The organism is Mycolicibacterium arabiense (genome assembly GCF_010731815.2).
Taxonomy (GTDB): Bacteria; Actinomycetota; Actinomycetes; order Mycobacteriales; family Mycobacteriaceae; genus Mycobacterium; species Mycobacterium arabiense.
The window spans coordinates 49,256-63,642 of sequence record NZ_AP022593.1 but is presented as its reverse complement, the minus strand read 5'-3'; the positions used below and the strand labels follow the sequence as shown (position 1 = coordinate 63,642).

At 69.9% G+C, this 14,387-nt stretch carries 13 protein-coding genes, 1 other RNA gene and 1 pseudogene; 6 read left to right on the top strand and 9 right to left on the bottom strand.

The window, feature by feature from the left end:
- Complete coding sequence (locus G6N61_RS01915; protein ID WP_163916793.1) at positions 1–1,527, top strand: CYTH and CHAD domain-containing protein; 1,527 nt, start codon at positions 1–3, stop codon at positions 1,525–1,527.
- Between the two features lie 12 nt (positions 1,528–1,539).
- On the opposite strand, the gene rnpB is transcribed toward G6N61_RS01915, so the two are convergent.
- Positions 1,540–1,949, bottom strand: an RNA gene (rnpB, locus tag G6N61_RS01910) — RNase P RNA component class A.
- A gap of 93 nt (positions 1,950–2,042) precedes the next feature.
- On the opposite strand from rnpB, the gene G6N61_RS01905 reads away from it, so the two are divergent.
- The gene (locus tag G6N61_RS01905) at positions 2,043–3,500 is read left to right on the top strand and encodes an HNH endonuclease signature motif containing protein (RefSeq protein WP_163916791.1); all 1,458 of its coding nucleotides are present in this window, start codon (positions 2,043–2,045) and stop codon (positions 3,498–3,500) included.
- 13 nt (positions 3,501–3,513) lie between these two features.
- On the opposite strand, the gene G6N61_RS01900 is transcribed toward G6N61_RS01905, so the two are convergent.
- A complete protein-coding gene (locus G6N61_RS01900; RefSeq protein ID WP_163916789.1) occupies positions 3,514–3,738 on the bottom strand; it encodes a hypothetical protein in 225 nt (74 codons plus the stop codon).
- Between the two features lie 27 nt (positions 3,739–3,765).
- Positions 3,766–5,355 carry a bifunctional NAD(P)/FAD-dependent oxidoreductase/class I SAM-dependent methyltransferase gene (locus G6N61_RS31215; protein ID WP_308215029.1) on the bottom strand — a complete coding sequence of 530 codons (1,590 nt, stop codon included), beginning with the start codon at positions 5,353–5,355 and terminating at the stop codon, positions 3,766–3,768.
- A gap of 11 nt (positions 5,356–5,366) precedes the next feature.
- On the opposite strand from G6N61_RS31215, the gene G6N61_RS01890 reads away from it, so the two are divergent.
- Positions 5,367–5,942 carry a type II toxin-antitoxin system RelB family anti-toxin gene (locus G6N61_RS01890; RefSeq protein ID WP_163916787.1) on the top strand — a complete coding sequence of 192 codons (576 nt, stop codon included), beginning with the start codon at positions 5,367–5,369 and terminating at the stop codon, positions 5,940–5,942.
- On the opposite strand, the gene G6N61_RS01885 is transcribed toward G6N61_RS01890, so the two are convergent.
- The 4 genes and pseudogenes from G6N61_RS01885 to G6N61_RS01870 form a co-directional block, all read right to left on the bottom strand.
- A complete protein-coding gene (locus G6N61_RS01885) occupies positions 5,939–7,036 on the bottom strand; it encodes a bifunctional RNase H/acid phosphatase (protein WP_163924537.1) in 1,098 nt (365 codons plus the stop codon). The two genes, G6N61_RS01890 and G6N61_RS01885, sit on opposite strands and share 4 nt — an antisense overlap.
- Positions 7,033–7,773, bottom strand: coding sequence for a zinc ribbon domain-containing protein (locus G6N61_RS01880; RefSeq protein WP_163916785.1), 741 nt, complete (start codon positions 7,771–7,773; stop codon positions 7,033–7,035). The genes G6N61_RS01885 and G6N61_RS01880 overlap by 4 nt, the downstream gene beginning before the upstream one ends.
- Positions 7,770–8,891, bottom strand: coding sequence for a Nif3-like dinuclear metal center hexameric protein (locus G6N61_RS01875; protein WP_163916783.1), 1,122 nt, complete (start codon positions 8,889–8,891; stop codon positions 7,770–7,772). Before G6N61_RS01875 ends, G6N61_RS01880 begins: the two co-directional genes overlap by 4 nt.
- A gap of 20 nt (positions 8,892–8,911) precedes the next feature.
- Positions 8,912–9,208, bottom strand: a pseudogene (locus tag G6N61_RS01870) (Rv2231c family pyridoxal phosphate-dependent protein CobC); the annotation flags it as partial.
- Between G6N61_RS01870 and G6N61_RS01865 the strand changes: the two are divergent.
- Genes G6N61_RS01865 through G6N61_RS01855 form a run of 3 tightly spaced genes read left to right on the top strand, consistent with a single transcriptional unit; the run spans position 9,197 to position 11,251 of the window.
- Complete coding sequence (locus tag G6N61_RS01865; RefSeq protein WP_235887702.1) at positions 9,197–9,886, top strand: HAD-IA family hydrolase; 690 nt, start codon at positions 9,197–9,199, stop codon at positions 9,884–9,886. The pseudogene G6N61_RS01870 and the gene G6N61_RS01865 sit on opposite strands and share 12 nt — an antisense overlap.
- Positions 9,879–10,382, top strand: a complete 504-nt coding sequence (locus tag G6N61_RS01860) for a low molecular weight protein-tyrosine-phosphatase (protein WP_163916771.1) — start codon at positions 9,879–9,881, stop codon at positions 10,380–10,382. The genes G6N61_RS01865 and G6N61_RS01860 overlap by 8 nt, the downstream gene beginning before the upstream one ends.
- Positions 10,382–11,251, top strand: a complete 870-nt coding sequence (locus G6N61_RS01855) for an SURF1 family cytochrome oxidase biogenesis protein (RefSeq protein ID WP_163916769.1) — start codon at positions 10,382–10,384, stop codon at positions 11,249–11,251. The genes G6N61_RS01860 and G6N61_RS01855 overlap by 1 nt, the downstream gene beginning before the upstream one ends.
- Here G6N61_RS01855 and G6N61_RS01850 read toward each other — a convergent pair.
- Positions 11,205–12,191, bottom strand: coding sequence for a cobalamin biosynthesis protein (locus tag G6N61_RS01850; RefSeq protein WP_163916767.1), 987 nt, complete (start codon positions 12,189–12,191; stop codon positions 11,205–11,207). The two genes, G6N61_RS01855 and G6N61_RS01850, sit on opposite strands and share 47 nt — an antisense overlap.
- 76 nt (positions 12,192–12,267) lie before the next feature.
- On the bottom strand, positions 12,268–14,058 hold the full coding sequence (locus G6N61_RS01845) for a cellulase family glycosylhydrolase (protein ID WP_163916765.1): 1,791 nt from the start codon (positions 14,056–14,058) through the stop codon (positions 12,268–12,270).
- Between the last annotated feature and the right edge of the window lie 329 nt (positions 14,059–14,387).

The window sequence follows — 14,387 nt, the reverse complement described above, 5'->3', positions numbered from 1 at the left end:
ATGCCCTCCGACAAGCCCAAGGCCTCCCGCCACACCGAGATCGAGCGCAAGTTCGCGCCGTCGGAGAGCGCCGTGTCACCCTCGTTCGAGGGTCTGTCGTCGATCAGCCGTGTCGAGCGTTCGCCGGTGCAGTCGCTGGACGCGGTGTACTTCGACACACCGGCACACGATCTGGCCGCGCACCGCATCACGTTGCGGCGGCGCACGGGTGGACCCGATGAGGGGTGGCACCTGAAGCTGCCCGCCGGGCCGGACTCCCGCACCGAGGTGCGGCTCCCCCTTGGCGACGGCGATCCGACGAGCGTGCCGGAGGACCTCCGCGACGTCGTGCTCGCGATCGTGCGGGATCGGCCGCTGGCCCCGGTGGCACGCATCGAGACCACTCGCACCGTCGACCTGCTGATAGGGCCGTCGGGTAGCCCGGTCGCCGAGTTCTGCGACGACGAGGTGACCGCCTCGACGCCCGCCAACGACGACCGCCAGACGTGGCGGGAGTGGGAACTCGAACTGATCGGCGACACCGAGCCCGACGAGGGCGCGGCGCTGCTGACGCGATTGGCGAACAGGCTGTTCGACGCGGGCGCCGAGACGGCAGGCCACGGTTCGAAACTGGCCAAGGTGCTGGATCAGGCGCGCGGCGAGGAACCGAGTCCGACACCGCTCGAGAAGCCGCACCCCGATCCGGTGCACCGCGCCGTCGCCGAACTGGTCGACGAACTCATCGTCTGGGATCGTGCCGTTCGGGCCGACGCCTGGGACTCCGTGCATCAGATGCGCGTCGTGACCCGCAAGATCCGCAGCCTACTGCGCGCATCGGAGGAGTCGTTCGGGCTCACCGACGACTCCTGGCTGCTGAACGAGTTGAAGGAGCTGGCCGGGATCCTCGGCGTGGCGCGTGACGCCGAGGTCCTCGCCGAGAAGTACGACAAGGCAATCGATGCGCTTCCCGACGAGTTGGTGCGCGGTCCGGTGCGCGAACGCCTCGTCGAGGGCGGCAAGCGGCGTTATCAGGCGGGCTGGAAGCGCTCGCTGTCGGCGATGCGCTCGGAGCGCTACTTCCGTCTGCTCGACGGTCTCGAGGCGCTGGTCGCCGCGGAGCCGTCGTCGGCCACCCCGGGTGCGGAGCCTGCACCGCCCAGCCTCGAGTCGTCCTACGGCAGCGTGCGCAAGGCGGCGAAGAAGGCCAAGGCAGCGGCGAAGGATCCCGACGTCTCGCCCGAGGAGCGCGACGAGGCCCTGCACAAGATTCGCAAGCGTGCCAAGCAACTTCGCTACACCGCCGCGGCGCTGGGTGACGACAAGGTGGCCGACCGGGCCAAGGCGATCCAGTCGCTGCTCGGCGACCATCAAGACAGCGTGGTCAGCCGCACGCATCTGCTGCAGGAGGCGGTCGTCGCACACGCTGCGGGCGAGGACACGTTCACCTACGGCGTGCTGTTCGGCAAGGAGGCCGAGGTGGCGCGCGACGCCGAGGCCCAGATCGAGGATGCGCTGGAGAAGCTGAAGAAGGCCGCGGGCGACGGGTAGTGCCCGCGGGGCGGAACGAGTTGGCCTGTAAGCCGGATTCTGTTCCCTGCCAACATTACTGGTGGCGGGGCGGCGACCATCCATCTGGACACACCGTCACCGGGTGTCTCGAGCGGCCTACCCGCAGGCTCGGGCGAGCAGCCCTCGGACGCCTGCGCAGCCGCAACCAGGTTGCGGCCTTCTTGGCCTTGCTTCGGGTGGGGTTTGCCTAGCCACTCCGGTCACCCGGAATGCTGGTGCGCTCTTACCGCACCGTTTCACCCTTACCTCCCCTGCCCGAAGGCGGGGGTGGCGGTCTGTTTTCTGTGGCACTTTCCCGCGAGTCACCTCGGATTGCCGTTGGCAATCACCCTGCTCTGTGAAGTCCGGACTTTCCTCGAACACCGGTTGAACCCGATGTCCGCGGCCGCCCGGCCAACTCGTCCGCGCTGCTCACCGTACCGCGTATCGCTGCGCTCGCGGTCCGCGGGCGTGAGCCCATCGACTTGTCGGTGGGCGGCCGTAGAATCGAACACATGTTCGACGCGGTGGACCCCGGGGTGCTGCTCCTGCAGCGCATGGGGTCCGCAGCGCGCGCCGAGGCCTGCGCCGCCGCGCAACGGCTCGACGCGATCGGCCAATTCGTCGAGTTGCGGATCGCTCAGGACGGCGGTGACACCGACCAGTGGATGGTCGACGCCACCGACGCCGCAACCCTGGAGATCAGCGCAGCCCTCAACGTCAACCGCCACCTCGCGGCATCGCACGTGCGCTACGCCCACGCCCTGCGCCACCAACTGCCCGCGCTGGGGGCCCGGTTCCTCGCCGGCGACGTCGACGAAGCGGTGTTCCGGGCGGCGGTCTTTCGCACCGGCCTCATCGTCGACCCGGCCGTGCTGGCCCGGGTCGACCAGTCACTGGCCGAACGCGCCCCCTGCTGGCGCGGGCTCAGCCGCAGCCAACTCGCCACCCGCATCGACACGATCGTCGGCCGCCACGACCTCGACGCGGTACGCCGCCGCAACGACCGCCTCGCCGACCGCCAAGTCACCTGGGGCGACGTCGACAGCGGCCTGACCGAGATCACGGCCATCGTGTTCGCCGCCGACGCCCGCGCGTTCACCGAACGCTTGATGGCCCTGGCCGACACCGTCTGCGACGACGACCCCCGCACCCTGGCCCAGCTGCGTGCCGACGCGATCCGCGCGATGGCCGCCCAGCACGACCGCATGTCATGCCACTGCGACCTCGACGACTGCCCGGCGGGTGGCCGGGTCGCCAGTTCGGTCGTGGTGCACGTCATCGCCCAGCAATCCACCCTCGACGGCGACCCGGACACCGGGGGCATCCTCGACGGGTACGAGGGCCTGCTCCCCGCGGAGCTGATCACCGAACTGGCCCGCGACGCCCGCCTGCGGCCCCTTCGCCACCCCGGTGCCGCCGCAGCCGCCGAATGCGGATACCGGCCCTCGCGGGCGTTGGCCGACTACGTCCGGTGTCGCGACGTGACGTGCCGCTTCCCCGGCTGTGACCGCCCAGCGTTCGGCTGCGACCTCGACCACACCATCCCCTACGCCGCCGGCGGAGCGACGCACGCGTCGAACCTCAAGTGTCTCTGCCGTTTTCACCACATGGCCAAGACGTTCTGGGGCTGGCGCGACGAACAACTCCCCGACGGGACCGTGCTGTGGACCTCACCGGCCGGGGAGTGCTACCCCACCGGCCCCGGCAGCGGGACGGTCTTCCCCAGCCTGTGCGAGCACACCGGCCCGGTCGCGCCCCAGGTGCGCACCGATGACGACCGGTGCGCCGACCGGACCGCGATGATGCCGCGCCGCACCCGGACCCGCAGCCATCAACGCAGCGCCGACATCCTCGCCGAACGTCGCGCCAACCACGCGCACCGCACGACACCGAAACCACTGCACCGCTTCGACGAGGACTACGCGTACGAAGAGACGTTCCCCGTCGAACCGGAGCCACCGCCGTTCTAGGGCACGAGGGCCGCTAGGCGACGGCCGGCGGCGTTCCCCAGAGTTCTTCGACGTCGCCGAGGTGACGCAGCATGACGTAGCGGTAGTTCTCGGCCTCGGCCTTCGACGTGTGCTCCGCGTAGGCCGCTCGAGCGCCCGCTTCGTCGCCGTCGTAGACGGTGGTCGGGACGGGCGGCACGCCCGTGTCGCCCGGATCCGGAACCTCACCGATCTGCACCGTCCACGATTCGTCAGCCATGCTGCCCAGGTTAGGACATGCCCGTCGTCAGGGCTTGCGCCGCAACACCATCACGTTGTCCGCAATGCGCGCATGCTTCCCGTCGGGCGTGCTGACGTCGCGCTCGATCGCCTCGACGCGGACCCGTTCCCACTGGTCATCCTGGAGGTTCAGCCCTGCGAGCACCTCCTCGATGCTGGGGAACGGGAAGTCGTGCGGCACTCCGGTCGCCCACGACGGCATTCCCCCGTGGTCGACGATCACGAGGTGACCTCCCGGCCGGACCGCTGCTGCGGCGTCGGACAGGATGCGTGGGCGTTCCAGACGGACAGTCGAGTGCAGGAACTGCGCCGAGACCAGGTCGTAGTCGCCCTCGGGGAACGTCTCGGACAGGTCGTGCCGCTCGAACGCGATGCGGTCGGCCACGCCGCGCGCGGTGGCCTCGTCGCGGGCGCGGCCCATCGCCGTCTCGGAGATGTCCACGGCGGTGACGTGCCATCCGTGTTCGGCCAGCCAGACGGCGTCGCCGCCCTCACCGCAGCCCAGGTCGAGCGCGCTGCCCGGGGTCAGGTCACGCGCGACCTCCTCGAGCCTCGCGTTGACGCGGCCGCTCCAGATCCGATCGCGCGAACCGTAGTGCCGTTCCCAGTACTCGTCGGCGGGCAGTGCCTGGGTCGGCCACGGCGGCACGGGCAGCCCGACGTCGTCGCCGAGCAGTGTCTGCACCACCGATGCTCCCGCGAGGCTTCCCGTCGCGACCGCGGCGGCTACCTGTGGCATCTGAGCGCCGATGTCGCCTGCGGCGAACAGCCCCGGCACCGAGGTGCGCTGGAACTGGTCGACGAACAGACCGTCGGGTGCCAGCGGGCTGGGGACGGCGGTAGCGCCGAGTTGTGCTGCCAGCGGCGAGCGTTGGTGCAGCGTCGTCGCGACGAGCGCTGCGCGCCTTGGCAACTCGGTGCCGTCGGCGAACTCGACTGCGCTCAGGTCCCCGCCGGACGTCACGAACCGTGCGACGGCGCGCGGGTCGACGGTGATACCGACAGCGTCGAGCTGCTTGCGCTGCGCGTCGTCGAGGTCGTCGGCCGCGTTGGTGAGGAGCACGACGTCGTCGGTCCAGTTGCGGATCATGAGCGCCATGTGCACGGCGCGCGCGCCGCTGGCCAGTACGGCGACCGGCTGGTCACGCGCCTCCCAGCCGTGGCAGAACGGGCAGTGGAAGACCGACCGTCCCCAGGCCTCGGCGATGCCGGGCACGTCCGGCATGCGGTAGTCCATGCCGGTCGCCAGCACGACGGTCTTGGACCGCTCGATAGAGCCGTCGGCGAGTTCGAGGACGAAGCCCCGCTCCCCTCGGACGACCTCACCGCTGCGCACCTCGACGTCCGGGTACGCGGCAAGTTCGCCGCGGCCCTTCTCGTACAGCTCTGCGGGAGGACGACCGTCGTGGCCGAGCAGACCTCCGATGCCGTGTGCCGCCGAGTTGCTCGGCTTCCCGGCGTCCACGACGAGCGTGCGGCGCCGGGCGCGGCCCAGTACCAACGCTGCGCTCAAACCCGCGGCGCCTCCACCGATGACGATGCAATCCCATTCGCGTTCCATGTCCTCGAGCTTGCCCCCGGCGATCCTGAGTGCCAAGCTGTTTTGCCATGCAGGCAAACCACGACGACGTCGACGCACGCGTGCGGCGGCGACTCCGCGAATTGCGCACCCAGCACGGACTGACCCTCGAGGACGTGGCCACCCGCGCCGACATCGACGTGTCGACGCTCAGCCGACTCGAGTCGGGCAAGCGCCGCCTCGCCCTGGACCACCTGCCCAGGCTGGCCTCCGCGCTGTCGGTGACCACCGACGAACTGATGCGCGCACCCGAGGCCGAGGATCCGCGCGTGCGCGGTGCATCCCATACCGCCCACGGAGTCACCTACTGGCCGCTCACCAGGGGCGGCCCGGCCGGCGGTCTGCACGCGTTCAAGATCCGTGTCAGCACGCGGCGCCGCACTCCGCCCGACGAACTACCGGTGCACGACGGCCAGGAGTGGCTCTACGTACTCTCCGGCAAGCTGCGACTCCTGCTCGGCGACCGTGACTTCACCATCGAACCCGGTGAGGCCGTTGAGTTCTCGACGTGGACACCGCATTGGTTCGGCGTGGTCGACGGCCCGGTGGAGGCCATCGCGCTGTTCGGTCCGCACGGTGAGCGGATGCACGTCCGGACCGACTAGAGGTACGACGTCTGATTCACCAGGCGCACCGATGACGCGCCGTCGGGGTAGAACTCGGCGATCGACAGCGACGCCAGGTCGAGGTGCAGCCGGTACAGGATGCCGTTGCCCGCGTCGAGGGCGAGCCGCAGGATCGTCTTGATCGGCGTCACGTGCGAGACGATCAGCACCGTCGCGTCGCCGTATTCGGCGATGAGCCGGTTGCGTGCCCGTCGCACCCGGTGCGCCACCTCGTCGAAGCTCTCTCCGTCCGGTGGCGCCAGGCTGGTGTCGCGTAGCCACCGCTGGTGCAGTTCGGGATCGCGGTCGGCTGCCTCGCCGAACGTCAGTCCCTCCCAGGCGCCGAAGTCGGTCTCGATCAGGTCGGCCTCGATGGTGACGTCGAGACCGAGCCTGCTCGCTGCAGCCTCGGCCGTGACGCTGGCGCGCTGCAGCGGTGAGCTGATCACCGCGGCGATGTCGTCACGCTCGGCGAGATACGCCGCCGCCGCGTCGGCCTGCGCCCGGCCCAGCTCGGTCAGCGCAGGGTTGCCCCTGCCCGAATAGCGGCGCTCCACCGACAGTTCGGTCTGCCCGTGCCGCAGCAGCAGAAAGCGGGTGGGCGCGCCACGCGCGCCGGTCCACCCCGCGGGTGACGTCCGTACCGCGGTCGACGTCTTCTCGTTCTCCGTTGCGCCGGAACCGGTTTGGTCCGCAGCGGCGTCCATCGCCTCGTTGGCCAGCCGATCGGCGTGCGAGTTCCTCTCCCGCGGTATCCACCCGTAGCTCACGTGGTCGAATTCCGCGGCGAGCGAACGCGCCTTCTCGTTGAGCGGGATCATGTCGGCGTGCTTGACGCGCCAGCGGCCCGTCATCTGCTCGACGACCAACTTGGAGTCCATCGCGACGACGACCTCGGTGGCCCCCACGTCGGCGGCCGCCTCGAGACCCGCGATCAGCCCTCGGTATTCGGCGACGTTGTTGGTGGCCGTACCGATGGACTCCTTGCGCTCGGCGAGCAGGACGGCGCGGTCCTCGGACCACACGACGGCGCCGTAGCCGGCCGGGCCGGGGTTGCCCCGCGATCCCCCGTCGGCCTCGACGACCACCTTCACGTGAACGAACCCGGTTGCCGCAGCAGGATTGCGTTGCACTCCGGGCACCGGAGCACCTCGTCCTCGGGCAGGCCCGACATGCGCGCCATGTCCGCCCGGTCGATCTCGATGCGGCAGGCACCGCACCGGCGCGCCTGCAGCAGGCCTGCTCCCGGGCCGCCACCGTTCGCCCGCTGACGGTCGTAGGCCGCCAGCAGCGCCGCGTCGATGCCCTCGGTGATCTCGGCTCGCCGTCCGAGCGCCTTCTGCCGCGCGGCGTCGATCGTGACGAGCACCTCGTCGCGGGCCGCACGCGCCGCGGCGACCGCCTCGCGCAGTTCGTCGACCTTGCGCTGCTGCGCGGCCTGCTCCTCCTGCAACTGCTCGCGGCGCTCCATCACCTCGAGTTGGTCGTCCTCGAGGCTGGCCTGGCGACGCTCCAGGGTCTCGAGTTCGTGCTGGAGGTCGGTGAGCTGCTTGGAGTTCACGTTGCCCGACTGCAGCATCGAGCGATCCCGGTCCTCGCGCTGGCGCACCGACGCGATCTCCGACTCGTACTTGGCCACTTCGCCGTCGAGGTCCTCCAGCGAGATCCCGACGACGGCGAGCTTGTCGCTCGCCTCCTGATGCTCAGCGGCGACGGCGTCGAGCGCCTGCTCCTCGGCGAGGTTCTTCGCTCGGTGGTCGAGCCGACCGATCTCGGCGTCGAGTGCGGTCAACTCCACCAGTGAGTGTTGTTGCCAGACATCTGCCTTCATTGTTCTCCGATGTTCCAGGGGTCGGTGCGGATGGAACTCACCCGTACCGGAAGTGCCGTGCCGAAGTGCCGTTCGAGGACGCCCGCCGCCTGCCCGCACCAGGGCTGCTCGCTGGCCCAGTGCGCGACGTCGATCAGTGCGACGTCCGACGCCCGCCGGTACTCGTCGGCGGGGTGGTGCCGCAGGTCTGCGGTGAGGTACGCCTGTACGCCCGCCGCGTCGGCGGCGTCCAGCAGTGAGTCGCCCGCACCGCCGCACACCGCCACCCGCGACACCAAGGCGTCCGGGTCGCCTGCGGCGCGCACGCCCCACGTCGTGCTGGGCAGGGCCGTGGCGGCGTGGGCGACGAAGGCGGACAACGGTTGCGGTTCCGGTAGCGCGCAAACCCTGCCGATGCCGGTGCCGGTCGGCAGTGGCGCCAGCGCGATGACGTCGAAGGCGGGCTCCTCGTACGGGTGGGCCGCGCGCATGGCCGCCAAGACGTCGGCGCGTGCGCCGGCCGGGGCGATCACCTCGATGCGGTCCTCCGCGACGCGTTCGATCGAGCCGACGCTGCCGATCGCCGGTGTCGCGCCGTCGTGCGGCAGGAACTGGCCGGTGCCCTCGACGGTCCAGCAGCAGTGCGAGTAGTCGCCGATCCGGCCTGCCCCTGCGGCGAAGACGGCCTCGCGCAGGGCCTCTGCGTTCTCCCGCGGGACGAAGAAGACCCACTTGTCGAGGCGTCGGCCTTCGGACTCCCGATCCAGCACGCCCTCGACCACCAGCCCCAGCGCGTCGGCGAGCGCGTCGGACACCCCGGGTGCGGCGGCGTCGGCGTTGGTGTGCGCGGTGAACAGCGCGCTGCCCGAACGGATCAAGCGGTGCAGCAGCGCGCCCTTGGCGGTGTCGGCGGAGACGGTGTCGACTCCGCGCAGCAGCAGCGGGTGGTGGGCCAGCAGCAAGCTGCTCGCCGGGGTGTCGGCGACGACGGCGGCGGTCGCGTCCACGGTGATCGTGACCGACTCCACGAGTTCGTCCGGGTCGCCGCACACCAGTCCGACCGAGTCCCAATCCTGCGCCAGCGCGGGCGGATACGCTTCGTCGAGCACCGCGATGACGTCGGCCAGCCGAACGCTCATCGCATCGCCTCGACGATCGCGTCGAGGAGTACCGGCCACTCCGGCCGGACCGCCGCGGCGAGTGCGGCCTCCGGCTCCGTGAACGACGGCGCCACCTCGGCGACGTCCCGACCGTGGCGCAGCGCTACGGCTGACGTGGCGCGGGCCACGTCGTCGGCGCCGGGATATCGCCCGAGGTCGCCCATCCTGGCTCGCAGGCGGTCGGCCAACCAGGCCGGTGGCGCGTCGGCGCGCACGTTGACGGCGAAGTCCAGCATGCCGGGGCCGGAGGCCTCGTCACCGTGGTACCGCGCCGCCGATCGGATCTGCCTTGCCACAGCACGACAGTAGTCGGCGACAATGGAGGCGTGAGCGCCCAGTTGGTGATCTTCGACCTCGACGGCACGCTGACCGATTCGGCCAGCGGCATCGTGTCGAGCTTTCGCCATGCCCTGGCTCGGATCGGCGCGGCCGTGCCCGAGGGAGACCTCGCGGCGCTGGTCGTGGGCCCGCCGATGCACGTGACGCTGTCCGGGATGGGGCTCGGGGAACGCGCCGACGAGGCGATCGCCGCCTACCGGGCCGACTACACGACGCGCGGCTGGTCGATGAACGCCGTGTACGAGGGAATCCCCGAGCTGTTGGCGGACCTGCGGGCCAAGGGCGTGCGGCTGGCTGTCGCCACCTCGAAGTCCGAGCCCATGGCGCAGCGCATCGTCGAGCACTTCGGTCTCGACGGCCACTTCGAAGTGGTCGCGGGGGCCAGCGTGGACGGCGTGCGGTCCTCGAAGGCCGACGTGGTGGCACACGCCCTGGCCCAGCTGGGTCCGCTGCCCGCCGACGTACTCATGGTGGGCGACCGGGACCACGACGTGCTCGGCGCGGCCGCACACGGCATCGACACCGTCGTCGTCGGCTGGGGATACGGTGCGAAGGACTTCGACGATCCCGGAGCGGTTCAGGCCGCGGGGCACGTGTCGACCATCGACGATCTGCGGGAGGTGTTGGGTGTCTGAGACCGCGCCCGCGCTGCACGTCACGTTCGTCTGCTCGGGCAACATCTGCCGCTCGCCGATGGCCGAGAAGATGTTCGCCCACCAAATCTCCGAGCGCGGGCTCGCCGGGGTCGTGCGGGTGACGAGTGCCGGCACGGGTGGCTGGCACGCGGGTGACGGCGCCGACGCGCGTGCCGCCGACGTGCTGGCCGACCGCGGCTATCCCACCTTCCACCGTGCCGCGCAGCTCGACGACGACCACCTCGGCGCGGACCTGGTGGTCGCCATGGGCCGCAATCACGTGCGGATCCTGCGCGACCAGGGCGTCCCGCCTGAACGGCTGCGCATGCTGCGGTCGTTCGACCCGCGTTCGGGGGCGCACGCGCTCGACGTCGAAGACCCCTATTACGGCACCCGCACCGACTTCGAGGACGTGTTCGACGTCATCGAGACGTCGCTGCCCGGTCTGCACGACTGGGTCGACGGGCAACTCGCCGCCCGAGAGGCTGCGAGCTGATGCGCCCGACGAACACCCCGGGTCGCTTCGCTCCTGCCCGCCGGCTGGCGTTCCTTCTCAGGCCCCAGTGGCTTGCCCTCTACGTCGTCGTCATCGGCTTCGCCTACCTCTGCTTCACCGTGCTCGCCCCGTGGCAGCTGGGCAAGAACACGAAGACCACCCGGGAGAACGCCCAGATCTCGGCGTCCCTGAGCGCCGAACCGGTGCCCGTGAAGACCGTGCTGCCGCGCCAGGACTCGTCGGCGAACGACGACACCTGGAAGCGGGTGACTGCGACGGGGTCCTACCTACCCCAGGGGCAGGTGCTGGCTCGGCTCCGGTCGATCGACGGCGAGCCCGCCTTCGAGGTCCTGGTGCCGTTCGCCGTTCAGGGTGGGCCGACGGTGCTCGTCGACCGCGGTTTCGTCAAACCGATCGACGGCAACAAGGTGCCCGAGATCGACCCGGTGCCGTCGGAGACGGTCACGATCACCGCACGTCTGCGGGACTCCGAGCTGCTGGCCAGCGGCAGGGAGCCGTTCCGGCAGGACGGCGCGCTGCAGGTGTACTCCATCAACACCGGGCAGATCGGCGACATCACCGGCATCCCCGTCGCGGGTTCGTACCTGCAGCTGGTCGAGGATCAGCCCGGCGGCCTCGGCGTCATACCGCTGCCACACCTCGACTCCGGCCCGTTCCTGTCCTACGGCATCCAGTGGATCGCCTTCGGCATCATCGCGCCGATCGGCGTGGGGTACTTCGTCATCGCCGAGTACAAGCAGCGCCGTAGGGAGAAGGCCGCCGCGCAGCCCGCGCCGACCGGCGCCGAGGAACCGACTCCGCTCACACCCGATCAGAAGCTCGCCGACCGGTACGGCCGACGCCGCTGAGTCCGAGGGCACCCGCCGAGCACACGGCGGCGGCGCCCACCTGCACCGCACGCGAAAGACGCACCGCACGACGCAGATCCGGCACCGACGGCGTCCGGCCGTCGCCGAGCGTGGGACGGATCTCGAGCCGGTGGGCGTACTGCGTCGGCCCGCCCAGGCGCACCCCGAGGGCACCTGCGAACGACGCCTCGGCCACACCGGCGTTCGGGCTGGGATGCCTGCGGGCGTCGCGACGCCAGGCCTCGAGCGCGGCGCCCGCCGAGCCGTCGACCGTCATGGCGCAGGCCGCCACCAGCAATCCGGACAGCCGTGCCGGCAGGTAGTTGAGCAGGTCGTCGAAACGCGCTGCGGCCCAGCCGAAGCGCTCATAGCGGGCCGATCGGTAGCCCACCATTGCGTCGAGCGTGTTGGCTGCGCGGTAGACGAGTAGTCCGGGGGCACCTGCCGCCATCCCCCACAGCAGGGGCGCCACCGCCGCGTCGGAGGTGTTCTCCGCAATCGATTCCAGCGCGGCACGCGTCAGACCGGACGCGTCGAGCGAGGCGGGATCACGTCCGCACAGGGACGGGAGCAGCGCGCGAGCGCCCGCGATGTCGGTTGCGTCCAACGGGGCGGACATCTGAGCGCCGGTGCGAGCGAGCGACGTGCCGCCCAGAGAGATGAACGTGCACAGGGCGGTCAGGCCCGCCGTCCAGGCTGGACCACGCCGGGCGGCCGCACGGTCCGCTGCGACCGTCGCGGCCAGCACCGTCCCGACGAGCAGACCCGTGTACGCGACGCCGGCACCGCGCCGGTCGGCGTACATGACACGTTCCAGACGCATTGCGGCACTGCCGAAGAGCGCGACCGGATGACCGCGGCGGGGGTCGCCGAACAACGCGTCGGCGAGACAGCCCAGTGCGAGACCGGCTGCGCGGCCACGGTACGTCGGAACGAACACATCGGCAGCGTCTCATGGTGGCGCACACGCGAAGGCAGGCGGGTCGTCGCGACCCGCCTGCCTCCAACCCCCGTGATCAGCGGTTGGCGCGCTGCTTCTTCGGCGTGTCGGACTTCGACGTCGAACCGCTCGAGGTCGAACCGCTCGAGGTCGAGTCGCTCGACGTCGACCCGCTCGTCGCGGTGGAACCCGACGTGGTGTCCGTCGTCGCACCCGAAGTGGTACCCGACGTGGTGTCCGTCGTCGCACCCGAAGTGGTGCCCGACGTGGTGCCGGTGGGCGACTCCGTGGTCGGGACGTCGGACAGGTCGGTCGACCGGGTCTGGTCGACGACACTGGTCGGCGTCGGCTCGGTCGGCGCCTCGACCGTCGGTTCGGTGGTCGGCGTGTCGACCAGCTCGACCGACCGGGTGGAGTCGAGATCCGGCGTCGGGATCGCCGTGGGCTCGCTGGGCGCGACCGCGATGGTCGGCTCGGCCAGCGTGGGCTCGGCCAGCGTGGGTTCGACGATCGTGGGTTCGACGATCGTGGGCTCGGCCAGGACGGGCTCGGCGATCACCGGTTCCACCACCGCCGGTGCTGCCGGGTCGGTGACGGTCGCGGTGGGCGCGGTGGCGGCCAACTGCTCGGTGGCAGCGGCCATCTGCGCCTCGGTCGTCGGATCCGTGGGGCCGGCGATCTCCTCCAGTGTCGCGAGATCCTCCGGCGCGGCGGTCTCGGCCTGCGGCAGGGCCAGGGCCATCTGCGCGATCTCGGGGGTGGTCTCCTCCGACTGCGCCAGCTCCTGGATGACATACGCCGCCGGCTTCCACGTGCCGTCGTCCCGAATCAGGCCGAACGTGTCCTCGGGATTCGTGCTGCCGGTGAGGTCGTCTTCGAGGGTGTACACGAAAGCCGGTCCCGTGTAGCCGATCTCGCGCCACGTGGTCAGCATGTCCTCGAGGTACGCGGCCTGCTCGGCCTCGCTCGACACGGCCGTGGGCTGTCCGTACTCACTGGCCCAAATCAGCTTGTCGCCGTCACCGTTGGCGACCATCAGGTCGTGGATGTCGTCGAGCTGATTCAGCGGCGAGTCCGGGTGGTAGCCGCCGGTCGAGAACGGCATCGTGTACTGGTACGGGTGAAATGACAGGGCGTCGAAGTAGCCCTGTGCGCCCGCGTCGTACATCTGGTCGACGAAGTCGACGGGGTTCAAGGTGAAGTTCCCGTAGGTGACCGTGGAACCGACGACGCCACCGACGACGGTCGCGTCGGGATCCGCTGCCTTGATGGACGTGTAGGCCGCCTTGAGCAGCTCGGTGTAGCCGGCCGGGTCGGGCGCCGGACCGTAGAACGGCGCCGCATTGGGTTCGTTCCAGATCTCGTAGGCGCCGACCTGCCCCGCGTAGCGCTCGGCGGCCAAGCCGGCGAATTCACCGTAGGCGGCCGGGTCGATCGGCTCGCTGTAGATGCCCGACCCGTTCTGCTGATAGGTCGGCGTCGTGGTGATGACCGCCAGGATGCCCATCCCTCGCTCGTCGGCCGCGTTGATCAGGTAGTCCGACTGTGACCAGTCGTAGTACCCCTCGACCGGGTTGATACCGGCCCACGGGATGCCGATTCGGACGGTGTTGACTCCCATCGCCTGCATCTCGTCGAGCGCGGCGTCGATCTGCTCGTAGGACTCGAAGTACAGGTCGGAATCCGCGATGCCGATGGTGGTGTTCGACTCGTCGATGGCGGCCATCTCGGCAACGTCCATCGAGACGGGCCGCAAAGTCGGAGTCATAGCGGTCGCTCCGAAGGCGGAGACGGCGACCGTCGCGGCGCCGATCACCAAGAAGCGCGCGAGACCCGGTGTGCACAGTTCGTTCTTGGTTTGCAACATGACTTGCTCCTCAATGCCTGATCCCAGTGGCCCCGTCCCCGAACGTTGCCCTCTCACGCAGATTGAGGTTCCCAGTCACCTGCGACCCTAATCACTCCAATGACTCATGACATGCCCTTGAGCTGCGCATATAGCACGATCGACCGGCATTTTTTGACCAATTTCTGACGTGGGTGCACAATTTCAGCAAAGTCATGATCGGTTCGTTCGTCCGACTAGGGAAGTTAGCTGATGGGCGATTTTGGTTTGCTCAGTTCAGAAACTGAACGATTTTGACGGTCCAGGCAAATAGGCCGTTGATCGTTAACTAGATCGTCTATTCCTTGCGA

Coding starts and splice junctions, on each gene's coding strand:
- G6N61_RS01875 (WP_163916783.1), bottom strand. CDS start 8,891: ATGAGCGTTCGGCTGGCCGACGTCATCGCGGTGCTCGACGAAGCGTAT.
- G6N61_RS01900 (WP_163916789.1), bottom strand. CDS start 3,738: ATGGCTGACGAATCGTGGACGGTGCAGATCGGTGAGGTTCCGGATCCG.
- G6N61_RS01855 (WP_163916769.1), top strand. CDS start 10,382: ATGCGCCCGACGAACACCCCGGGTCGCTTCGCTCCTGCCCGCCGGCTG.
- G6N61_RS01915 (WP_163916793.1), top strand. CDS start 1: ATGCCCTCCGACAAGCCCAAGGCCTCCCGCCACACCGAGATCGAGCGC.
- G6N61_RS01890 (WP_163916787.1), top strand. CDS start 5,367: ATGCAGGCAAACCACGACGACGTCGACGCACGCGTGCGGCGGCGACTC.
- G6N61_RS01880 (WP_163916785.1), bottom strand. CDS start 7,773: ATGAAGGCAGATGTCTGGCAACAACACTCACTGGTGGAGTTGACCGCA.
- G6N61_RS01845 (WP_163916765.1), bottom strand. CDS start 14,058: ATGTTGCAAACCAAGAACGAACTGTGCACACCGGGTCTCGCGCGCTTC.
- G6N61_RS01905 (WP_163916791.1), top strand. CDS start 2,043: ATGTTCGACGCGGTGGACCCCGGGGTGCTGCTCCTGCAGCGCATGGGG.